This is a genomic window from Geobacillus thermocatenulatus (assembly GCF_002217655.1).
In the GTDB taxonomy this organism is placed as follows: Bacteria; Bacillota; Bacilli; order Bacillales; family Anoxybacillaceae; genus Geobacillus; species Geobacillus thermocatenulatus.
This window is the reverse complement of record NZ_NEWK01000002.1, coordinates 297,397-318,095: the sequence shown is the minus strand read 5'-3', so window position 1 is coordinate 318,095 and position 20,699 is coordinate 297,397. Positions and strand designations below refer to the sequence as shown.

The 20,699-nt window shown below is 54.4% G+C and carries 20 protein-coding genes and 1 other RNA gene; 15 read left to right on the top strand and 6 right to left on the bottom strand.

Annotated features, from left to right (window positions below; all coding sequences use genetic code 11):
• Positions 1-18 precede the first annotated feature (18 nt).
• Positions 19-912, top strand: a complete 894-nt coding sequence (locus B9L19_RS10465) for a DUF1028 domain-containing protein (protein WP_089113936.1) — start codon at positions 19-21, stop codon at positions 910-912.
• A 178-nt stretch (positions 913-1,090) separates the two neighbouring features.
• On the opposite strand, the gene B9L19_RS10460 is transcribed toward B9L19_RS10465, so the two are convergent.
• The 3 genes from B9L19_RS10460 to B9L19_RS10450 all read right to left on the bottom strand — a co-directional run bounded on the left by B9L19_RS10460 (position 1,091) and on the right by B9L19_RS10450 (position 5,123).
• Positions 1,091-2,458 carry an MATE family efflux transporter gene (locus B9L19_RS10460; protein ID WP_047753173.1) on the bottom strand — a complete coding sequence of 456 codons (1,368 nt, stop codon included), beginning with the start codon at positions 2,456-2,458 and terminating at the stop codon, positions 1,091-1,093.
• A 98-nt stretch (positions 2,459-2,556) separates the two neighbouring features.
• Positions 2,557-3,819, bottom strand: coding sequence for a two-component system sensor histidine kinase NtrB (locus B9L19_RS10455; RefSeq protein WP_025950290.1), 1,263 nt, complete (start codon positions 3,817-3,819; stop codon positions 2,557-2,559).
• 134 nt (positions 3,820-3,953) lie between these two features.
• The gene (locus B9L19_RS10450; protein WP_047753172.1) at positions 3,954-5,123 is read right to left on the bottom strand and encodes an alanyl-tRNA editing protein; all 1,170 of its coding nucleotides are present in this window, start codon (positions 5,121-5,123) and stop codon (positions 3,954-3,956) included.
• 412 nt (positions 5,124-5,535) lie between these two features.
• Between B9L19_RS10450 and ilvA the strand changes: the two genes are divergently transcribed.
• The gene (gene ilvA / locus B9L19_RS10445) at positions 5,536-6,744 is read left to right on the top strand and encodes a threonine ammonia-lyase (protein ID WP_047753175.1); all 1,209 of its coding nucleotides are present in this window, start codon (positions 5,536-5,538) and stop codon (positions 6,742-6,744) included.
• Between the two features lie 147 nt (positions 6,745-6,891).
• On the opposite strand, the gene B9L19_RS10440 is transcribed toward ilvA, so the two are convergent.
• On the bottom strand, positions 6,892-7,149 hold the full coding sequence (locus B9L19_RS10440; RefSeq protein WP_020755517.1) for a DUF6154 family protein: 258 nt from the start codon (positions 7,147-7,149) through the stop codon (positions 6,892-6,894).
• A gap of 167 nt (positions 7,150-7,316) precedes the next feature.
• On the opposite strand from B9L19_RS10440, the gene B9L19_RS10435 reads away from it, so the two are divergent.
• Positions 7,317-8,105: a GNAT family N-acetyltransferase gene (locus B9L19_RS10435; RefSeq protein ID WP_047753171.1), complete on the top strand. Its 789-nt coding sequence runs from the start codon at positions 7,317-7,319 to the stop codon at positions 8,103-8,105.
• Between the two features lie 54 nt (positions 8,106-8,159).
• Here B9L19_RS10435 and B9L19_RS19570 read toward each other — a convergent pair whose 3' ends face one another.
• Positions 8,160-8,294 (bottom strand): hypothetical protein, encoded by a 135-nt coding sequence (locus B9L19_RS19570; protein WP_256363775.1) that lies wholly within the window; start codon positions 8,292-8,294, stop codon positions 8,160-8,162.
• Positions 8,295-8,300: 6 nt separating this feature from the next.
• Positions 8,301-8,549 (bottom strand): hypothetical protein, encoded by a 249-nt coding sequence (locus B9L19_RS10430; RefSeq protein ID WP_025950287.1) that lies wholly within the window; start codon positions 8,547-8,549, stop codon positions 8,301-8,303.
• A 191-nt stretch (positions 8,550-8,740) separates the two neighbouring features.
• On the opposite strand from B9L19_RS10430, the gene B9L19_RS10425 reads away from it, so the two are divergent.
• The 12 genes from B9L19_RS10425 (at position 8,741) to B9L19_RS10370 (ending at position 20,692) form a co-directional block, all read left to right on the top strand.
• Positions 8,741-9,367, top strand: a complete 627-nt coding sequence (locus tag B9L19_RS10425) for a TetR/AcrR family transcriptional regulator (protein WP_013145419.1) — start codon at positions 8,741-8,743, stop codon at positions 9,365-9,367.
• Between the two features lie 139 nt (positions 9,368-9,506).
• Positions 9,507-10,649, top strand: a complete 1,143-nt coding sequence (locus tag B9L19_RS10420) for an acyl-CoA dehydrogenase (RefSeq protein ID WP_047753168.1) — start codon at positions 9,507-9,509, stop codon at positions 10,647-10,649.
• 59 nt (positions 10,650-10,708) lie between these two features.
• A complete protein-coding gene (locus B9L19_RS10415; RefSeq protein ID WP_047753167.1) occupies positions 10,709-12,337 on the top strand; it encodes an AMP-binding protein in 1,629 nt (542 codons plus the stop codon).
• Positions 12,338-12,409: 72 nt separating this feature from the next.
• The gene (gene accC, locus B9L19_RS10410; RefSeq protein WP_025950284.1) at positions 12,410-13,762 is read left to right on the top strand and encodes an acetyl-CoA carboxylase biotin carboxylase subunit; all 1,353 of its coding nucleotides are present in this window, start codon (positions 12,410-12,412) and stop codon (positions 13,760-13,762) included.
• Positions 13,763-13,788: 26 nt separating this feature from the next.
• Positions 13,789-14,001: an acetyl-CoA carboxylase biotin carboxyl carrier protein subunit gene (locus tag B9L19_RS10405; protein ID WP_025950283.1), complete on the top strand. Its 213-nt coding sequence runs from the start codon at positions 13,789-13,791 to the stop codon at positions 13,999-14,001.
• Positions 14,002-14,015: 14 nt separating this feature from the next.
• A complete protein-coding gene (locus B9L19_RS10400; protein WP_025950282.1) occupies positions 14,016-14,915 on the top strand; it encodes a hydroxymethylglutaryl-CoA lyase in 900 nt (299 codons plus the stop codon).
• Positions 14,916-14,928: 13 nt separating this feature from the next.
• The gene (locus B9L19_RS10395; protein WP_047753166.1) at positions 14,929-15,711 is read left to right on the top strand and encodes an enoyl-CoA hydratase; all 783 of its coding nucleotides are present in this window, start codon (positions 14,929-14,931) and stop codon (positions 15,709-15,711) included.
• Positions 15,712-15,882: 171 nt separating this feature from the next.
• Positions 15,883-17,436 (top strand): acyl-CoA carboxylase subunit beta, encoded by a 1,554-nt coding sequence (locus B9L19_RS10390; RefSeq protein ID WP_025950280.1) that lies wholly within the window; start codon positions 15,883-15,885, stop codon positions 17,434-17,436.
• Between the two features lie 62 nt (positions 17,437-17,498).
• A non-coding RNA gene (gene ssrS, locus B9L19_RS10385) (6S RNA) lies at positions 17,499-17,688 on the top strand.
• A gap of 198 nt (positions 17,689-17,886) precedes the next feature.
• Positions 17,887-18,327: a MarR family winged helix-turn-helix transcriptional regulator gene (locus B9L19_RS10380; protein ID WP_011231100.1), complete on the top strand. Its 441-nt coding sequence runs from the start codon at positions 17,887-17,889 to the stop codon at positions 18,325-18,327.
• Positions 18,328-18,330: 3 nt separating this feature from the next.
• Positions 18,331-18,969, top strand: coding sequence for an HlyD family secretion protein (locus B9L19_RS10375; protein ID WP_013523690.1), 639 nt, complete (start codon positions 18,331-18,333; stop codon positions 18,967-18,969).
• Between the two features lie 10 nt (positions 18,970-18,979).
• Positions 18,980-20,692: a DHA2 family efflux MFS transporter permease subunit gene (locus tag B9L19_RS10370; RefSeq protein ID WP_047753165.1), complete on the top strand. Its 1,713-nt coding sequence runs from the start codon at positions 18,980-18,982 to the stop codon at positions 20,690-20,692.
• Positions 20,693-20,699 lie beyond the last annotated feature (7 nt).

The following is a 20,699-nucleotide window of genomic DNA, read 5'->3' as shown; positions in this document are numbered from 1 at the left end:
GCGTGGAGGGACAAAGACATGATTCATATTCCAAAAGATCTTGTGGCGACGTTTTCGATCGTCGCGTTCGATCCGGCGACCGAGGAGCTTGGAATCGCTGTTCAATCGAAATTTTTAGGCGTTGGTGCGGTTGTTCCGTGGGCGAAAGCGGGTGTCGGAGCGTTGGCGACGCAATCGTACGCCAACACGTCGTACGGACCGCGCGGCCTCGAATGGATGGCAAAAGGGAAATCGGCGCAAGAAACGCTTGAGTTGCTCGTTGCCGATGACAGTGAGCGCGATTTGCGCCAAGTCGGCATCGTTGACGCCAAAGGGAAAGCGGCGACGTTCACCGGAGAAAAATGTTATCCGTGGGCGGGCGGCATCACCGGGCCGAACTATGCAGCGCAAGGCAACCTTTTAGCCGGGGAGGAAACGGTGCTGGCGATGGGAAGAACATTCGAGCAGACAAAAGGGCCGCTCGCCGAGCGACTGTTAAAGGCGCTTCGGGCCGGCCAGGCGGCGGGGGGCGACCGCCGCGGGCAGCAATCGGCTGCCTTGCTCGTTGTGAAAGAAAGGGGCGGTTATGGCGGGTACAATGACCGCTATATCGATTTGCGCGTTGACGACCACCCGCGGCCGATCGAGGAGCTCATTCGCCTGTATGAGCTGCGCCAGCTTTATTTTGAGAAACCGCGCCCCGAAAAAGTGGCTGTGGTTGAAGGTGCGGTCAAGGAAGAGGCGGCCGCCCACTTGATCCGGCTCGGCTACTTGCCGAAAGAGCGCGCCGCGGACAGCGAGGCGCTTTATGAGGCGCTGACTGTGTATATACATACAGAAAACTTTGAGGAACGCGAACTGGAAAAAGGGAAAATCGATCTTGACGTGCTCGCGTATATGAAACAGCAGCCGTCGCCGCAGGGGGAAAAATAAAAAAGGCCGCTGCATTGTAGGTCGGGCGGATGAATGGCGTTATGTGAAAAGCGAAGGTGTCCCAAAAGGAGCGGGACACCTTTTCCTATGACTGCATATGTGCAAACAACGATTTATGCGGTGTTTAGGTTCAAGAAACACAGCCTTTTCGACCAATCTTTGTTTGGGTAGCGGCCGTTTAGGAGGCGAGCGGCGCATGCCCGCTGTCATGTCTGCGCCAAACGGCCCGCAGGCGAAAGCTGAGAAACAGTGCGCCTGCTGCCAATCCGGCGATCAGGCCGATCCAATAGCCGAACGCTCCGGCGGCAGTCAATAGAGCGAGCGCGCAGCCAAGCGGAAGGCCAACGCCCCAATAGGCGAGAAAAGCGGACCAAAAGACGGCATTCACCTCTTTATAGCCTCGGAGCGCTCCTTGGATGGGAGCGGCGATGGCATCGGAAACTTGAAAGAAGATCGCATAGAGCAAAAACTTCTCCGTCAACGCCGCCACGGTCGGGTCGTTTGTATACAGCCGGGCGATATTGCCGCAGAAAATGAAAAGGAACAGTGCAACGGCGGCTGCGATGGACAAGGCGAGGGTGATGCCGATCAGGCAATATTGCTTGGCTGCTTCATAACGGTTGGCCCCAGCTTCAACCCCCACGGCGATCGTCAGCGCCATCGATAAGCTGAGCGGGATCATATACAACAGGGAGGCGAAGTTGAGGGCGCTTTGATGGGCGGCGACCGTTTCCGCGCCAAACTGGCCGACAAGCAGCGTCACCGCAGCGAAAATGCTCGTTTCAAAAAAGATGGCCGATCCGATCGGCACCCCGGTTTTCAGCAACTCTTTCCATGCGGCCCATGACGGACGGTAGAAACGGACGAGTACACGATAGGGAGCCAAGCGGCGAAATTTCAAAGCGGCAAAGGCAGCAGCCGCAAAGCAGTATGTGTACGTGATTGCTGTCGCATACCCAGTGCCGATGCCGCCAAGGCATGGAAATCCGCCATGCCCGTAGATGAACAGCCAGTTGAACAGCATATTGACCGGCAAGGCGGTGAGCGTAATCCACATCGTCACTTTCGTTTGTCCAAGCGCATCGATGAAATAGCAGAGCACGGAATAAAGAAACAACGGGACGATCCCAAACGACAAGGCGCGCAAATAATGAAAGGCGATATGCCGAACGTTTTCGTCCAAAGACATTTGTTTCAAAATCAACGGCACAGAAGCGGCGCCGATCAGGACAATGGCGGCAGCAAGCGCGACTGCCAAGTAGAGCGCCTGGGTGACGGCGCGAGTGATCGAGTCATGTCGTCCGGCGCCAAAATGGTGAGAGACGATCGGCGACAGAGCAAGCAAAATGCCGTCAACGCCGGTCAACACCGGCACCCATAGGCTTGAGCCAATTGCCACGCCGGCAAGATCTTCGGTGCTCGCGTGACCGGACATGGCGACATCGACAAAATTCATAGCATATTCACCGGTTTGTGAAATGAAAATAGGAAGAAATAAAGAAAACAAGTGCCGCCATTTGCTGTTGGGCGGAGCGGTCGTTGCCATAATGGCTCCTCCTTTTCTGTGATAAAGTGACACATTGTTCTAAATCATCAATCTCCCCACTTCCGAAGCTGGGATGCCCCCCCCTCTTCGGAAACGATTTATGACGAAAGAAACGGCGGTTGGCTGCAAAGCGGGAATTCGATCAAAAAACATGTGCCGTGCGCGTCGCTTTGCACTTTCATCGTCCCGCGATGCAGTTCGACGATTTTTTTCGATAATGACAGGCCGAGCCCAGTTCCCGTTTCCTTCGTTGAAAAAAACGGATCGAAAACATGGTCGATGACCGACGGCGGAATGCCGGGCCCATCGTCGCAGAAGCGAAGCTGAACAAGATGGTTGATTTTTCGGCTGCAGATCGACACCTTCATCGTTTTCGCCACTTTTGCTTCCACGGCGTTGCGAAATAAGTTTAAAAACACTTGCAAAAGCTGGTTGCGGTCGCCGTTCATTTCGTAATCGTCAAGCTGGTCATCAAGGTCAAAATGGACGTCGACGTTATGCAATAGCGCTTCGCTTTGCAATAGGACGCCGACATCGTCGCGCAAAAAGCGGTGCAAGTTGAACGTTTCCATTTTGACGTCCGCCGGCTTGGCGATATTCAAAAAATCCGTGATAATGTCGTTCGCTCGGTCGAGCTCAGGAATTAAAAGCCGCTCAACGAGCGAGGCGATGCGATCCGGCAAATCGCTTTTCAATAGTTGCAAATATCCGCGCACTGTCGTCAGCGGATTGCGGATTTCATGGGCGATGCCGGCGGCGATGCGGCCAGCGACCGCCAGCTTTTCTGTTTCTTTCATCATATTGAGCGACTGAAACACACTGATGACTCGTTTGATCGATCCGTCATCGTTGTAAATCAAACGGGTGTTGACGATGCCGTAAAATCGGTCGAGCACTTCGTAATTATAAAGCGGCTCGCCTTTTTCAAGCGATTCGAGCGTCGCGATCAGCTCATCAGGGAGCTTCAGCAGCTCGCGAATATGTTTGCCGATGATGGCGTCGCGATCCACGCCGGTGTCAACAGCCGCCTGCAAATTGCAAAGCGTGATAATCCCTTTGTCGTCGACAAAAACGATATGGTGTGGAACAAGATCGAGCAACGGCGTCAAAAAGGCTTCCACTTTTTCAAACGGTACGTCGCGATGTAAATCAATATTCCACTGCCATTCCGCCTCCCGTTTAGGGGAGGGCGGGATGGAACGAAGGAGCAGTGAGGTTTCTCCGCGCTTTTTTTCAATGGAAATTCCCGCTTCGTAATCGGTGAAGATGAATGGAAACGGAAGTTTTTTAACCAACCGCTCATAAGCGCGCAGCTTTCGTTCGAGTTCTTCGATTTGCGATTGTACGAGTCGATCGTTCATCTTTCCAAACTCCTTAGCTGCACATTTCGTTTTTTATTGTACAAGACCCGCCCTCCGTTGGCTATGGCGGACATCCTATCGATTCGACGGGGACGAAACGAATCCAAGAAACCGGAGGGTGCGGGCAGGCGCTGTCAATCGATGCCTGCCGCTTCCACGCGGAAAAGGAACTGGCTAAGCGCCTCACGAGACGGAAAAGCAGCTTGCCCCTGCCGCTCGTTGCCGCCCCCTTTGCCGCCAAACAGGGCGGCTTGTTCTTTCAGCCAGTTCCCTGCGTGGAGCAAGGAAGACGGTGCTTTGGCGATCACGGCGCGCCAATCGGAGGTGGAGGCGAGAAGCGCGGTTTTGCCATAACGGTCGGCGATCAGACGGGCGATCATTTGCAGTTCTTTTGCCCCATATTGGTCGTAACGGCCAATCACTGCACGGCCTGATTCGGCGGCGGCCCGTTCGGCTTCGACGGCAAAGACGATTGCCTCGTATTGGCGCAGCCGTTTTTCCCATTCTTTTTTCTCTTGTTCCCATTTTGCGATCACGTCGAGCAGCTGATCGCGGCTTGTCCCGAACCGCCCTGCTGCCGCCTGCACGACGCGGTGGGTTTGCTGGTAGTCGGCAAGCGCCCGGCCGCCGCAAAGAAAGGAAAGACGCGTCATGCCGCGATGGCGCTCTGCTTTCAGCAATTTGATCACGCCGATTTCGCCCGTGCGTTTCACATGGGTGCCGCAGCACGCCGATAAATCGATCCCTTTCATCTCGACAACACGGACAGAACCTTGAACATCGGGACGCTTGCGAAACGGCATCCGTTCTGCTTCTTCCGGCGTCACCCAATACGTCTCGACAGGGAGATTCGCGTAAATGAGTTCGTTGGCCCGGTTTTCCACTGCCAGCATGTCTGCTTCCGTCAGCGCACCCGCCGTGATGTCGATTGTGACGACCTCGCGTCCAAGGTGAAAACCGACTGTTTCGGCGCCGAGCTGTTCAACGAGTACAGCGGATAATAAATGTTGGCCGCTATGCTGTTGTGTATGATCGCGGCGCCGCTTCCTATCAAGGACGCATGAAACGGCGCCCATTCCCGGGGGGACAGGAAGGCGGTGATACACTTCCCCGTTTTCGTCAAACACATCGAGCACCGGCAAGCCGGCGATCGTGCCGGCGTCAGACGGTTGGCCGCCGCCTTCCGGGTAAAACGCTGTTTCCGCCAAGGTGACAATGTATGTTTCGCCGTCTTGGCGGACGCTTGTCACCGTTGTCGTCCACACGTCAACATCCGGCGCCGTATAGTACAACTTTTCCGTCACAACCCCTTCATCCTTTCGTCTTCCGAATGCTTTTCTTTCATATTAGCAAATTCCCTCGCGTTTGCCTATCGCCGATCTTTTCGGCCGCTTTTTCCCGTTGGCAATCGGCTATATCTATAGCACAATGTTCTAAATAAACAATATTCACAAAAGAAAAAGAACAGACCGTAGACAGCTCTTCCCCTAGAAACACTCTGATGTTTTGGGACAAGTCCAACGTTCAAACGGTTTGACAAAGGAAGCGGGTTGCAGCGATGTTTGTTGAACATGATTTTATGCAACAAAACTATATGCTAAAAATAATCCAAAACCAACTAAAGAAAAGCAACATTTGTCGGCGATGAAATGTTTTGTATATAATAAAGCGGGGCGAACAAGAACCGGTCGCCCGATCGGAAAGGGTGGTTTGATGATGTTGACGTTAACAGACATTGAACAAGCGCGAGCGAAAATGAAAGGCATCGTCCACCAAACGCCGCTTGAGCATTCGCAGACGTTCAGCCGGCTGTCCGGCAATGACGTGTATATGAAACTGGAAAATTTGCAAAAAACAGGTTCGTTTAAGGTAAGAGGCTCATTCAATAAAATTATGTCGCTCACGGAAGAAGAAAGGGCGCGAGGCGTCATCGCCGCCTCGGCCGGCAACCACGCCCAAGGGGTCGCCTACGCAAGCGGCATGCTCGGCATTCCTTGCACGATTGTCATGCCGAAAGGGGCGCCGCTCAGCAAAATTGAAGCGACGAAAAGCTACGGGGCGGAAGTCGTGCTGTACGGCGATGTGTTTGACGAGTCTTTGGAATATGCGTTAGAGTTGCAACGTGAACGGGGGATGACATTTGTTCATCCGTTTGACGACTTAGCGGTGATGGCCGGCCAAGGGACGATCGGCTTAGAGCTGATCGAGCAGCTTCCCGACGTCGATGTCGTTCTTTGCCCGGTCGGCGGCGGCGGGTTGCTTGCGGGGGTGGCGCTTACGTTAAAACAGCTGAAGCCGTCGGTTGAAGTGTACGGCGTTGAGTCATCGGCTTGCCCCGGCATGACGGCGGCCATACGCCATAAACAGCCCGTCTCCATTGCCGCATCGAATACGATCGCCGATGGGATTGCCGTGAAAAAGCCGGGCAATATTACGTACCAATACATTGAGCAATACGTCGATGGCGTTGTATGCGTGGAAGAGGCGGAAATTTCCCGGACGATGCTGTATGTGCTCGAGCGGAACAAGCTGTTAATCGAAGGGGCGGCAGCTTGTCCGTTGGCGGCATTGTTGTATCAAAAGCTGCCGTTTCGCGGCAAAAAAGTCGCCGCTGTGCTAAGCGGCGGCAACGTCGATGTGACGTTGATTTCCCGCATCATTGAGCGGGGGCTTGTCGAAGCAGGCCGGTTTGTGACGTTTACAACGGTCATCTCCGACAAGCCGGGCCAGCTGAACAAGCTGCTGCGCATTATTGCGGAGCTTGAGGCAAACGTGATGTCGATCCACCATCAGCGCATCGGCGCCAAAGTGCTGCCGGGCCAGGCGGAAATTCACTTCTCGCTCGAGACGAAAAACGAAGACCACATTCAACAAATCTACCAAGTGTTGTTGAAAGAAGGATATGATGTGCAATTTTACCGTTGAATAAGGCCGCTCGAATATCGTGCACCCTGCCCATTCGAAGGGGCGGCTGCTTTGTCCGAAGCCGTCCCGAGCGGGCGCTGAGGCATTGCCTGTGAGGCGGCTGTCCCGGTCAGATGGCGGCATCTGCACCGATGGACAGCTGCTTTTTCAATGCACGCGCGGCGCATCTTGCGGCCGCGTTGCGCCGAGGCCTTCGCGGGCCATTTTCGCTTTCAAGCTTTCCAGGACATACAAACCGAACATGCCGAGCAGCTCTTCATCAGTCATCTCACCGATCAGCTTGAGCACATCGCGGCGGCTAAGTTCATCTAAAATCGACATCGCCACCGCTTCGGCATCTTCTTCATCCCCGGTCAGTCGGTCTTTATAGTATTCGTACAGATCGTCAATAAACTTCATCGGCATCGTCGCCTCGCTTTTTTGAGAGCGGGCTTCCTCCTTTCTTTGCAGTTGGCCGATGCGGACTTAGGGGCATCGGCAATCCTCTCGCTTTGACGCCACAAATGCCATTGGCAGCAGGGATGATTCATAGTATAATGGAAAAAATATCATTCGAAAAGCGGGGGAATTCTATGATTCGCCGGTTAACGGCCGAAGACCATCAACAAGTCTATTCGTTTTTGCGGCAAGATCCGTCGTTCAATTTATTTATCATCGGCGATATTGAGTCGTTTGGTTATGACGCCGATTTCCAAGACGTTTGGGGGCAGTTTGACGATGCCGACTCGCTGAAGGCGGTGCTGCTCCGTTATTACGATTCCTACATTCCGTACGCGCCTGGCGATTTTGATGCCGATGGCTTTGCCCGCCTCATCCGCGAGACGGCCCAATCATCGTCCATCCAGCTGTCCGGCAAGGCGGACATTGCCAGGCAGTTTGAAGAGCGGCTGCCGCTTGGGACGAAGCGAACGCTTTATTTTTGCGAGTGCCGGACGGATGAATACGCCCGCCAAGAAATGGGGGCGTTCGCCGTCAAAAAAGCCGAATTGGCCGATGTCGACCGGATTCTCGACTTGCGGCGCCGCATTGCCGAATTTGAGACGAGGCCGTCGTCCCGCGATATGCTGGTGAAAGGGATGGAAACCAATTCAGCTAGAACGTACTACATTGAACAAGACGGCCGAATGGTGGCCGCGGCATCGACATCAGCGGAAAACTCATTGTCGGCGATGATCGTCGGCGTCTGCACGGATCAGGAGCATCGAGGGAAAGGGTATGCCAGCACCATCGTGGCGAAGCTCGTTTGCGATTTGCTCGCTGAAGGGAAGATGCCGTGCTTGTTTTACGACAACCCGGCCGCTGGCCGCATCTACCGCCGCCTTGGTTTTCGCGATATTGGGCTGTGGGCGATGTACCGCTAGCAACGAAAAGCGGAAGCTCCGCCGGCTTGCTTCTGCGCAGAAGCAAGCCGGCGTTTATTGCCCGTCCGCCCCGTTTGGCGTGACGCGGCGAATGTGCTCGCTGCCGTGCTCCCGCATCGCTTTTGCCTTGTCGTTGACGAGCTGTTTTTGGTCAACGATGGAAGAAGGTGTTTGTTTTTTGTTCGCCATATGGAATCACCTCAATGGAGACGATTTCGCGCGCTGAATGAACATGTCCGCATCTTCGATCAGTCCGCAGACGCCGCATTGGACGCGGTAGCTTGGGCCCCGGTATGGGAGATGGAACGGTTCGAGCGCTTCGTTTGTGTATTCGTGCTCGATGTCGCCGGTGTGCGGATCGATCTTGACCGCACGCGGATGTTGCTCAATGAGATGAAACCGCGTTCGGTTCGTTTTGCAGTTTGGGCATAGCATCGGTTCCAATCGAAGCCACCTCCATCTTTATCATTTGAAAACATGGCGGCCATTATGTATCGGCAGGCCCTGTACGACCGTGCTGGGCATGAGAAGCAATGGTTGACAATCATGGTGCAGTTCGGGTATGGTAAAGGCAAAACAAAAATATTTCACTTTTTCAGAAAATAGTGTAATATAAATGGCAAAGGGGATTTTCTATGGCTGACAAACCGCTCAGAGATCGCATTATCGATACGGCGCTTCATTTGTTTGAGAAATACGGCTACCACGGCGTGACGGTCGACCGCATCGTGGCCGAAAGCGACACATCCAAAGGCGGTTTTTACCATAATTTTAAATCAAAAGACGAGCTCTTGTACCATATCCATGATGTCTTTATCACGTATGCGCTGACAAAAGCGCAGGAGGCGTATGAGGGCTTTCCTACGCCGACTGAGCGCTTGTACGCCATCGTTCAGTCGTTTGTCAAAGTGTTTCATTTGTATAAACCACACATCACCGTGTTTTACCAGGAAAGCACGTACTTAAAACCGGAATACGCTGAACCGATCAATGAAAAGCGAGAAGAGTTCAAGCAAATCATTTTTCGGGTCATTCGTGAGGGGATTGAAGCCGGGGAATTTCGTCCGGAGCTGTCGGTGGAGATTACTGGCATGTCCATTATCGGCATGGTCAATTGGACATACAAATGGTACAATCCGGATGGTCCGCTGTCAATTGAGGAAATCGCGGCATATTTTGCCGATTTCATTTTGCATGCGGTGCTCCGCACACCAGAAAACCCAGCGGCGGCGCGGTTTTTGTTGCGGCCGGCCGCCGAATAGGCGGTTTTTCGCAAAAAAGACCAACTAGTCGGTCTTGTTATCCGGCGCGGCGGGTTCTGTTTGTTTTTTTGCACCGGAAGTCAAAACCGACTAGTCGGTACCAATAGATTCATATATTTTGATGGGGGAGAGGGAGAACATGGATTTTTCATTGACGAAAGAACAACAAATGATTAAAGAAATGGTTCGCGACTTTGCTGAGAAGGAAATTGCCCCATACGCGGCGAAATGGGATGAAGAGGCGCATTTTCCGCTGGATGTCTTCCGCAAAATGGGCGAGTTGGGGCTATTGGGTTTGCCGTTTCCGGAAGAATACGGCGGCGCTGGAGGCGATACGATTTCGTACGCCATCGCCGTTGAGGAAATCGGCCGCGCCTGTGGCGGCACCGGGCTAAGCTATGCGGCCGCCGTGTCACTTGGGGCGAGTCCCATTTATTATTTTGGAACAGAGGAGCAGAAACAAAAATGGCTCGTGCCGATGGCGAAAGGCGAGACGCTTGGCGCTTTTGGGCTCACAGAGCCGAACGCCGGGTCCGACGCCGGCGGCACGCGCACGACCGCGGTGCTTGACGGCGATGAATATGTCATCAATGGCGAAAAATGTTGGATCACAAACGCCCAATACGCGCGGCAAGTGATCGTCACCGCCGTCACGGGCAAAGATGCGCGCGGCAAAAACATCATCACCGCTCTCATCGTGCCAACCGACTCCCCAGGATTTACGATCCGTTCGAATTACGACAAGATGGGCGTGCGCGCGTCCAATACGTGCGAGCTTGTTTTCGAGAACGTCCGCGTGCCGAAAGAAAACGTATTAGGCGACCCACAAAAAGGGTTTAAGCAGTTTTTGTACACGCTTGATGGCGGCCGAATCTCGATCGCTGCTTTGGCTGTCGGCATCGCGCAAGCGGCGTTTGAGAAAGCGCTTCAATACGCGAAGGAACGCGTTCAGTTCGGCCAGCCGATTTCCAAGTTTCAAGCCATTCAATTTAAACTGGCCGATATGGCGATGGGAATTGAGCTTGCCCGCAATATGGTGTACAAGGCGGCTTGGTTGAAAGACAAAGGGAAACCGTTTACAAAAGAAGCATCGTTCGCCAAGCTGTTTGCGTCGGAAATGGGGTTCCGCGTCTGCAACCAAGCGATTCAAATTCACGGCGGATACGGCTATATGAAAGAGTACGGCGTTGAGCGCCATTTGCGGGATATCAAGCTCATGGAAATCGGCGAAGGCACATCAGAAATCCAACGGCTCGTCATCGCCCGCCAACTGGGATGCTAAAAGCGGAAATGCCTGCATATCCATAACCATGAATTCGGACAAAGGGGAGGAAACGGCCGATGTTGACGGTGACTGTGGGGAAATTGTTGGAAGAGCGAGCCAGGCAATATGCGGACCATGAGGCGGTCGTGTACGCCGACCGCGGCTTGCGTCTGACGTATCGGCAGTTTAACGACTATTGCCGCCTCGTTGCGCGCGGGTTGATGCGGCTTGGCATCGAAAAAGGGGAGCATGTCGCCATTTGGGCGACGAACGTCCCGGAATGGATCGCCTGCCAGTTTGCGACCGGCAAAATGGGAGCCGTCCTCGTGACGGTCAATACGAACTACCGCGCGGCGGAGCTTGAGTATTTGCTTCGGCAGTCCGACTCGACGACGCTCTTTTTGATTGAGCAATATCGCGACTCGTCGTATATCGATATTTTATATGAAATCGTTCCCGAGCTGCGCACATCGGCGCCCGGACAGCTGCAATCGAAACGGCTGCCGAAGTTGAAAAACGTGATCTTTCTTGGCGACAAACGGTACCCGGGCATGTTCACCTGGAACGACATCTTGGCGATGGCGCACGACGTATCGGAAGAAGAACTCGATGAACGGATGGAGAGCCTCGACCCGCACGATGTGATCAACATGCAATACACGTCCGGGACGACTGGATTCCCGAAAGGGGTGATGTTGACGCATTACAACATCGTCAACAACGCCCATCAAGTAGCGCAATGCATGGGACTTGGCGAAGGCGATCGATTGTGCATTCCGGTGCCGTTTTTCCATTGCTTCGGCTGCGTCATGAGCACGCTTGCATGCGTGACGGTCGGGGCGACGATGGTGCCGGTTGTGGAGTTCCATCCGAAGCGGGTTCTCGAGACGGTGGAAGCGGAGCGGTGCACGGCGCTTCACGGCGTGCCGACGATGTTCATCGCCGAGCTCAACGACCCGGATTTTGCCAAATACGATTTGTCGTCGCTGCGCACGGGCATTATGGCCGGTTCTCCTTGCCCGGTCGAAGTGATGAAGGCGGTCATCGAGAAAATGGGGATGAAAGACATTACGATCGCCTACGGGCAGACGGAAGCGTCCCCAGTCATCACGCAAACGCGCACCGATGATCCGCTTGAGCTGCGTGTCGAAACGGTTGGCCGCGCCTTGCCGGGCGTGGAAGTGAAAATCGTCGAGCCGGGCACGAACAAGGAAGTGCCGCCCGGTGTGCAAGGGGAGCTGTGCACGCGCGGCTATCATGTCATGAAAGGATATTACAACAATCCGGAAGCGACGCGCGAAGCGATCGATGAAGACGGCTGGCTCCATACCGGCGACTTGGCGGTGATGGACGAAAACGGTTACTGCCGCATCACCGGCCGGCTGAAAGATATGATCATCCGCGGCGGGGAGAACATTTATCCGCGTGAAATCGAAGAGTTTTTATACAAACATCCGAAAATTTTGGACGTTCAAGTCGTTGGCGTGCCGGATGAAGTATACGGGGAAGAAGTGATGGCGTGGATCATCTTAAAAGACGGCGAAACGGCGACCGCTGAGGAGATTCGCGAGTTTTGCCGCGGCAACATTTCCCGGCATAAAATCCCGCGTTATATCGAATTTACCGACTCGTACCCGATGACGGCATCCGGGAAAATTCAGAAATTCAAATTGCGGGAAATGGCGAAACAGCGCCTCGGCTTATAAACCTAAACCGCCGCGCCGGGCGGACGAACCGTCCGGCGCCGGCACCTGTACTTTTGAAGAAAGGGTGAGACGATGTTTTCGAAAGTGTTGATTGCCAACCGCGGCGAAATCGCCGTCCGTGTCATCCGCACGTGCCGACGTCTCGGCATTCAAACGGTTGCCATTTATTCCGAAGCAGACGCCGATTCGCTTCATGTCTCGCTCGCGGATGAAGCGTATTTGATCGGCAAGCCGCGCGTCGCGGAAAGCTATTTAAATATCGAAAAAATCATTGAGGTTGCCAAAACGGCGAAAGCGGAGGCGATCCATCCCGGCTACGGGCTGTTGTCGGAAAATCCAGCGTTTGCCCGCCGCTGCGAGGAAGAAGGAATCGTCTTCATCGGTCCGAAGGCGGACATCATTGCGGCGATGGGCAGCAAAATCGAAGCGCGGCGGACGATGGAACAAGCCGGCGTGCCGATCGTCCCGGGCGTCTCCTTTGCGCTTGATAGCGCCGATGAAGCGGCCAAAGCGGCGGCTTCGATTGGGTATCCAGTCATGCTGAAGGCGTCAGCCGGCGGCGGCGGCATCGGCATGCATATCGCTCGCGACGAAGCTGAGCTGCGCCAAGCGTTTGAAGGGAGCCAAAAGCGGGCAGCTTCGTTTTTCGGCGACGGGACGATGTACATTGAAAAATATATTGAACGCCCGCGCCATATTGAAATTCAGCTGCTCGCCGATTCCTACGGCAATTGCGTCTACTTGTGGGAGCGCGAGTGCTCGATCCAGCGCCGCCATCAAAAGGTGGTCGAAGAGGCGCCGTCGCCGTTTTTGGATGAGGAAACGCGGCAGAAAATGGGCGAAGCGGCGGTGCGGGCTGCGCGTTACATCGGTTATGCAAATGCCGGTACCATTGAATTTCTCGTCGATGAACAGAAAAATTTTTATTTTCTTGAGATGAACACTCGGCTGCAAGTCGAGCACCCGGTGACAGAAGAAATCACCGGCATCGACATCGTCGAAGAGCAGCTCTGCATCGCCGCCGGCGAGCCGCTCCGCTATAAACAAGAAGAGATTCGCCGCGACGGGCACGCCATGGAAGTGCGCATTTATGCCGAAGATCCGAACACGTTTTACCCGTCGCCCGGCCGCATTACGGTGTTTTCCGCCCCACAAGGCGAATGGATTCGTCATGAAACGGCGGTTCAAAGCGGCATCACGGTCACGCCGTTTTATGATCCGATGATCGCGAAGTTGATTGCCAAAGGGCCGGATCGGCAAACGGCGATTGAACGCTTGCTCGAAGCGCTTCGAGACTATCGCGTTGAAGGGATTAAAACGAACATTCCGCTGCTTGAGGCCGTGTTGTCTCATCCAGCGTTTCAAGCGGGGGATACAACGACCGATTTCCTTTCGAAACATTGGAAACCAATAAAAACGAAATGAAGCAGAAATGAATGGGGGAAGAAACGATGAATCAAATAATCGCAACGATGGCCGGAAGTGTATGGAAAATTGTCGTCGCCGTCGGTGACCGTGTGGAAGAAGGGCAAGATGTCGTCATTTTGGAATCGATGAAAATGGAGATTCCGATTGCCGCGGAAACGTCTGGCGTCGTGAAGCACATCCACGTGCAGGAAGGAGATTTCGTCAACGAAGGCGACGTGCTTGTCGAGATTGAATAAAGGGGGAGCAGAGCATGAGCCGATGGCCGGCGAAGGTGACGGTCAAAGAAGTCGGCCCGCGCGACGGCCTGCAAAACGAAGCAACGCCGATCGCAACCGCCGATAAAATTGCCTGGATCAATCTATTGTCAGAAACGGGGTTGTCGTACATTGAGGTGACCTCCTTCGTCCATCCGAAATGGATTCCACAGCTTGCGGACGCCGTTGAAGTGGCAGAGGGCATTCGCCGGAAAGCCGGCGTCACGTATGCGGCGCTCGTCCCCAACGAAAAGGGGCTTGAGCGGGCGCTTGGCGCCGGGGTCGATGAAGTGGGCGTCTTCATGTCAGCGAGCGAAGCCCACAACCAAAAAAATATTAACAAAACGATCGCTGCCACATTTCCGGTGCTGGAAGCGGTCGTGAAAACGGCAAAACAAGCAGGAAAAACGGTGCGCGGCTACGTTTCCACCGTCTTTGGCTGCCCATATGAAGGGCCTGTTGCCGTCGATCAAGTGTTGATGGTGGCGGACCGGTTGTTGGCGATGGAGGTTGACGAACTGTCGCTTGGCGATACGATCGGCGTCGCGACGCCCAAACAAGTGGAGGACGTGCTTGCTGAGGTGCTTCGTCGCTTTCCGGTCGAACGGATCGCCATGCATTTTCACGATACACGGGGGACGGCGCTGGCCAATATTTTAGTGTCCATGGAAATGGGGATTACGACGTTTGACAGCTCGCTCGGCGGCCTCGGTGGCTGTCCGTACGCTCCCGGAGCGTCGGGAAACGTCGCCACCGATGATTTGGTGTATATGCTCCACGGAATGGGGATTGAAACCGGCATCGATGTCGAGCAGCTGACGAAAGCGGCGTTGTTTATCCGCGACAAAATCGGACGCCCGCTTCCGAGCCGCTATTTGCAAACGGTTGGATCATAAGGGGGGAGAAAACGTGAGCACACTTGTATCGTTTGAGACACAAGAAAACGGCATCGCCATTGTGACATTAAACCGCCCGGAAGCGGCCAACGCGCTTTCAAGAGCGCTTCTTTTCGAGCTTGGAGCGCTCTTTCAGGAGATCAAATTTCGGAAAGACGTGCGCGTTGTCATGTTGACTGGGGCGGGAGAAAAAGTGTTTTGCGCCGGCGCTGATTTGAAAGAGCGGGCGGGGATGAATGAAACGGAAGTGCGGCAGACGGTCGCCTTAATCAGCAAGACGATCAACGAGGTGGAGAAAACGCCGCAGCCGGTCATCGCCGCGTTAAACGGCTCGGCCTTTGGCGGGGGGCTTGAGCTGGCGCTCGCCTGCGACATCCGGTTTGCCGCCGACGATATCCAGCTTGGGCTGACGGAAACGTCGCTTGGCATCATTCCGGGGGCGGGAGGCACGCAGCGGCTCCCGCGCCTTGTCGGTCTCGGCAAAGCGAAAGAGTTGATTTTTGCCGCCAAACGGATTACAGCGCAGGAAGCCGAGCGAATCGGCCTTGTCGAATACGCGGTGCCGCGCGCCGAGCTCATGGATCGGGCGCTCGAATTGGCCCGGCAAATTGCTGACAATGCTCCGATCGCTGTCCGCCAGGCGAAACGGGCGGTGCAAAGCGTGTTTAACGTCGACCTTGAAACCGGGCTGGCGATCGAGCAGCTCGCCTATGAGGCGACGATCCCAACGAAAGACCGGCTCGAAGGCTTGCAGGCGTTTAAAGAAAAGCGGAAGCCGGTGTACAAAGGGGAGTAAGCCCGCGCTTGGGCAGGATGGGGCTGTTTGGATAAGGAGAAAGCCGCAACGGAGCGCTTGCCCCGCATCGGCATTCGCGCGGCAACAAAAAAACGGCATCCAACCGTGTTCCGGCCGAACACGCGGGATGGAACAGCAAGATCCATCAAAACAAGGAGGGAAACCAAAGAGATGAAAGAAACTGCCAATCAGCAAGACACGCTCGCAGCGGAGCTGGAGAAAAGAGCGGCGGAAATCAAGAAAGGCGGGGCGCCAAAATATCATGAAAAAAATGCGGCCCAAGGGAAATTGTTTGTCCGCGAGCGGCTGAATTTGCTGCTTGATCACGGCTTGGAAGTGGAAGACGGGCTGTTTGCCAACTGTTTGGCGGATGGCCTGCCGGCTGATGGAGTCGTGACCGGCATCGGCAAAATCCATGGCCGCACCGTCTGCGTGATGGCGAACGATTCGACCGTCAAAGCCGGCTCGTGGGGAGCGCGCACCGTCGAAAAAATCATTCGCATTCAAGAGACAGCGGAAAAACTGCGCTGCCCGATCATTTATTTGGTGGACTCGGCCGGTGCCCGCATTACGGATCAAATCGAAATGTTTCCCGGCCGGCGCGGGGCGGGGCGCATTTTTTACAACGAAGTGAAGCTGTCCGGCAAAGTGCCGCAGGTGTGCCTGTTGTTTGGCCCGTCAGCGGCCGGCGGCGCTTATATTCCGGCGTTTTGCGACATCGTCATCATGGTCGAGGGCAACGCCTCGATGTACTTGGGCTCGCCGCGCATGGCGGAAATGGTGATTGGGGAAAAAGTGACGCTCGAAGAGATGGGCGGCGCCCGCATGCATTGCACCGTTTCCGGCTGCGGCGACGTGCTCGTGAAAACCGAAGAAGAAGCGATTGCCTATGCACGCCGTTATTTGTCATATTTTCCGTCCCATTACGGCGAAAAACCGCCGGTGGTCGAGGCGAAGCCGCCGAAATCGTTTGACAAAACGATCGAAGACATTTTGCCGGAAAACCAAAATGCGCCGTTCAACATGTATGATTTGATTGAGCGGATCATTGACGAAGGTTCGTTTTGTGAAATCAAAAAACTGTTTGCGCCGGAAATCATTACGGGACTGGCGCGCCTTAACGGCCAGCCGATCGGCATCATCGCCAACCAGCCGCGCGTCAAAGGCGGCGTCTTGTTCCACGATTCGGCCGACAAAGCGGCGAAGTTCATTACGCTTTGCGATGCGTTCCATATCCCGCTTTTGTTTTTGGCCGACGTCCCTGGCTTTATGATCGGCACGAAAGTTGAGCGGGCCGGCATCATCCGCCATGGGGCGAAAATGATCGCGGCCATGTCGGAAGCCACTGTGCCGAAAATCTCGGTCATCGTCCGCAAAGCGTACGGCGCCGGATTGTACGCGATGGCCGGGCCAGCGTTTGAACCGGATTGCTGCTTGGCGCTTCCGAACGCGCAAATCGCCGTCATGGGGCCGGAAGCGGCCGTCAACGCCGTCTACGCCAACAAAATTGCGGAGCTGCCGCCAGAAGAGCGTGCGGCGTTTGTCGAACAAAAACGCGAGGAATACCGGCGCGACATCGATATTTATCGGCTCGCTTCTGAATTGGTCGTTGACGGCATCATCGCGCCGAATGATTTGCGCGACGAACTCATCCGGCGGTTTGCCGCGTATATGTCCAAATATATGGTCTTTTCCGAGCGGAAGCACGGCGTGTATCCCGTTTGAAAAAATGGATGGCTGTCCCTCTTGCCAAAGAACGGCCGATCATGTATTATAATAATCACCAATCCGCTGCTGCGTTGTGCGTTGTAGAATGAAGTTTCAACCGATGGCAATCAAAAGGGAGTTCTACATTGAAGCGGGAATGTCATGCCTCAATATTCGTGATGGAGGACGGCAGGAACGCTTCTGCGAACACCCACCTGGTGGAGCGTGGTTGAGAAACTGCATTCAGCCGACGGCAACCGCGGCGCGGATTCGTGAAGGAGAAGTGGACAAAAGAGTCCAATTGGATGCCAAACATCCAGTTGGACTTTTTTGTTGCGTATGTTTTCGCCAAGCCATGAAACAATATAGTTGATTTTCCTCGTTTTCATGTTATAATCATATTTCGTGCAGAAATAATTCGTATTGAAACTATTCCAACAAGAAAGATGAAGTAAGGAGGGGGGATGAATGGAAGGGATCAGCCGGGACATCATGTACGCTGTCTTCCGGACGCAAAAGGCGCTTTATCGCCTCATCCGCGAGGACGCCGCCCGCGTCGGGGTGACAGAGGTGCAGCTGATCGTCTTATATACGCTGTTGAAAAAAGAACATATTCGCCTGAATGACTTGGCGGAAAAATTAAATTTAAGTAACAGCAACGTCAGCGGCACGGTCGATCGGCTCGTCGGCGCCGGCCTTGTTGTCCGCGAGCCGTCGAAGCAAGATCGGCGCGCGGTCATTTTGAGTTTGACGGAAAAGGGAAAAGAGACAGTGTCGGAAGCGTTTGGCGAGCAGTCGGTGCTGCGCCGACGGCTTGGCCGCATTCAAGAACTCGTCTCTCCAGAGGAGATTGAACAGTTTTTGCATCTTCATGAAAAAATTAAAGCGATTTTACTCGGGGAGGAATAGACAGTGAACGTGAAACGATTGGTGGCGCTGAACATCATTGTGCTCATTTTGCTTGTCGGCGGCGGCTTTGCCGCTTACTACTATGTGAACGAAGCGACGAATTACATTAAAACAGACAACGCCCGCATCGACGGCCAGGTCATCTCGGTTGCGGCGCCGCTGTCTGGAAAACTGACATCTTGGCGGGGCGACACGGGAAAAACCTTCTCAGCGGGGGAAGAAATTGGCGAGGTGTTTGATGGCAAAACAACGATTCCGGTGACAGTGCCTCATCGGATGACGATCGTGCAGCAAAACGCGGTGAAAGACTCGTTTGTCGCCGCGGGGATGCCGCTTGCCCGCGGGTTTGATTTGAACGATTTGTGGGTGACGGCGAATATTGAAGAAACGGATATTGAAGACGTGAAAGTCGGGCAAGACGTCGATATTTATGTCGATGCGTATCCGGACCGCAAATTCAGCGGCAAAGTCGAAAAGATTGGCAATGCGACAGCGAATACGTTCAGCCTGCTGCCAAGTTCCAATGCGACCGGCAACTACACGAAAGTGACCCAAGTGATTCCTGTCACGATTTCCATTGACAATTACAGCGGAGCCGGGCTTGTGCCGGGCATGAACGTCACCGTCCGCATCCATAAGTAGGTGATGGAAGATGACAACATTTGTCATTGGTTATATTGTGTTTGCCGTTTTGGTCTTGGCGGCGGTCAACATCGCGCTGCGCCGCCGCAAGCCGGCTTCAGCCGCAGGGAAGGCGGCGGATGAAGCAGCGGAAGCCAACGCTCAACCGTTAGCGGAAACGAAAGCGGAGCCGTCGACAGAAACGGATGGGCGCTCGGCCGCTCCAGCCGGGCAAGGCGGCCTCGGGGATATCGGCAGCCGTGGAAAGGTTGTGGCGACGGTCATGCTGGGGGCGTTTGTCGCCATTTTGAATCAAACGTTGATCAACGTCGCCTTGCCCCATATGATGCAAGATTTCAACGTAGAAACGTCGACGATTCAATGGCTCGTGACAGGATATATGCTTGTTAACGGGGTGCTCATCCCGATCAGCCCGTTTTTAATCGCGAAGTTTCCAGCGAAACGGCTGTTTTTATCCGGCATGTCGTTTTTCGCCATCGGCGCGTTTGTTTGCTCGATCGCTCCAACCTTTGCCGTCATGCTTGCAGGACGGCTGACGCAGGCGGTCGGGGCCGGCATCATCATGCAGCTGATGATGGTCATTATGTTGTCGATTTTCCCGCCGGAACGCCGCGGAGTGGCCATGGGGACGGTCGGAATCGCCATGATGTTCGCGCCGGCGGTCGGACCGACGCTGTCTGGCTGGATCGTTGAACATTATACATGGCGGCTGTTGTTTTACGTCGTTTTGCCGATCGCGATTGTAGACATTGTGCTTGCCTCCGTCTGGCTGAAACATACGCCGCGCAAAGGCAATCCCGTGCTTGACGTGCAAGGAGCGATCTACTCCACGATCGGGTTTGGCGGCGTTCTGTATGGCTTCAGCGAGGCCGGAAGCAAAGGATGGGGCGAGACGGAAGTCGTTGTTTCGCTTGTCATCGGCGTCTTGTTCCTGATCATGTTCACATGGCGTTCGCTCCGCTCGGAACATCCGGTGCTCAATTTCCGCGTGTTCCGATACCCAGTGTTTACGTTGGCGACCGTCATCGGATCGGTCATTAACATGGCGATGTTTGCCGCTATGGTCTTGCTTCCGGTGTATTTGCAAAACTTGCGCGGCTTTACGCCGCTCGATGCCGGTTTGCTGTTGCTGCCGGGAGCGATCGTCATGGCGGTGATGTCGCCGATCTCAGGTTGGGTGTTTGACCGCATTGGGGCGCGGGCGCTGGCGATCGTCGGCTTGATCATCACCGCGGTCACGACGTGGGAATTCAGCAAGCTAACCATGGATACACCGTACAGCCAGTTAATTTGGCTTTACATTTTCCGCATGTTCGGCATGTCGATGCTCGGAATGCCGATTATGACGGAAGGGTTGAATGCCTTGCCGCGCCATTTGTACAGCCACGGCACGGCGATGTCGAATACGATCCGCCAAGTGGCCGCTTCGCTCGGAACGGCGTTCTTGGTGACGATCATGTCCAACCGGACGAAATTCCATGTGGAAATGTACAGAAATGAAATGACGGAAAACAATCCGTTGTTCATGAGCCTTGTCGGCCAACTGAAACAGGCCATCCCAAGCGATGAAGCGATCACTCAGCTGTTGTATGGACTTGTGCAGCAACGGTCAACGGTCGAGGGGATCAACGACGCCTTTTTTGTCGCCACCGGCTTGACGGTATTGGCGTTAATGATGGCGTTTTTCTTAAAGGGAAAAAAGCATAAATCGCCATCAGCGTAAACAAAGG

Coding starts and splice junctions, on each gene's coding strand:
- B9L19_RS10465 (WP_089113936.1), top strand. CDS start 19: ATGATTCATATTCCAAAAGATCTTGTGGCGACGTTTTCGATCGTCGCG.
- B9L19_RS10435 (WP_047753171.1), top strand. CDS start 7,317: ATGATTCGCCGGTTAACGGCCGAAGACCATCAACAAGTCTATTCGTTT.
- B9L19_RS10425 (WP_013145419.1), top strand. CDS start 8,741: ATGGCTGACAAACCGCTCAGAGATCGCATTATCGATACGGCGCTTCAT.
- B9L19_RS10455 (WP_025950290.1), bottom strand. CDS start 3,819: ATGAACGATCGACTCGTACAATCGCAAATCGAAGAACTCGAACGAAAG.
- B9L19_RS10460 (WP_047753173.1), bottom strand. CDS start 2,458: ATGGCAACGACCGCTCCGCCCAACAGCAAATGGCGGCACTTGTTTTCT.
- B9L19_RS10440 (WP_020755517.1), bottom strand. CDS start 7,149: ATGCCGATGAAGTTTATTGACGATCTGTACGAATACTATAAAGACCGA.
- B9L19_RS10420 (WP_047753168.1), top strand. CDS start 9,507: ATGGATTTTTCATTGACGAAAGAACAACAAATGATTAAAGAAATGGTT.
- ilvA (WP_047753175.1), top strand. CDS start 5,536: ATGTTGACGTTAACAGACATTGAACAAGCGCGAGCGAAAATGAAAGGC.
- B9L19_RS10380 (WP_011231100.1), top strand. CDS start 17,887: ATGGAAGGGATCAGCCGGGACATCATGTACGCTGTCTTCCGGACGCAA.
- B9L19_RS10400 (WP_025950282.1), top strand. CDS start 14,016: ATGAGCCGATGGCCGGCGAAGGTGACGGTCAAAGAAGTCGGCCCGCGC.
- B9L19_RS19570 (WP_256363775.1), bottom strand. CDS start 8,294: ATGGCGAACAAAAAACAAACACCTTCTTCCATCGTTGACCAAAAACAG.
- accC (WP_025950284.1), top strand. CDS start 12,410: ATGTTTTCGAAAGTGTTGATTGCCAACCGCGGCGAAATCGCCGTCCGT.
- B9L19_RS10415 (WP_047753167.1), top strand. CDS start 10,709: ATGTTGACGGTGACTGTGGGGAAATTGTTGGAAGAGCGAGCCAGGCAA.
- B9L19_RS10390 (WP_025950280.1), top strand. CDS start 15,883: ATGAAAGAAACTGCCAATCAGCAAGACACGCTCGCAGCGGAGCTGGAG.
- B9L19_RS10370 (WP_047753165.1), top strand. CDS start 18,980: ATGACAACATTTGTCATTGGTTATATTGTGTTTGCCGTTTTGGTCTTG.
- B9L19_RS10405 (WP_025950283.1), top strand. CDS start 13,789: ATGAATCAAATAATCGCAACGATGGCCGGAAGTGTATGGAAAATTGTC.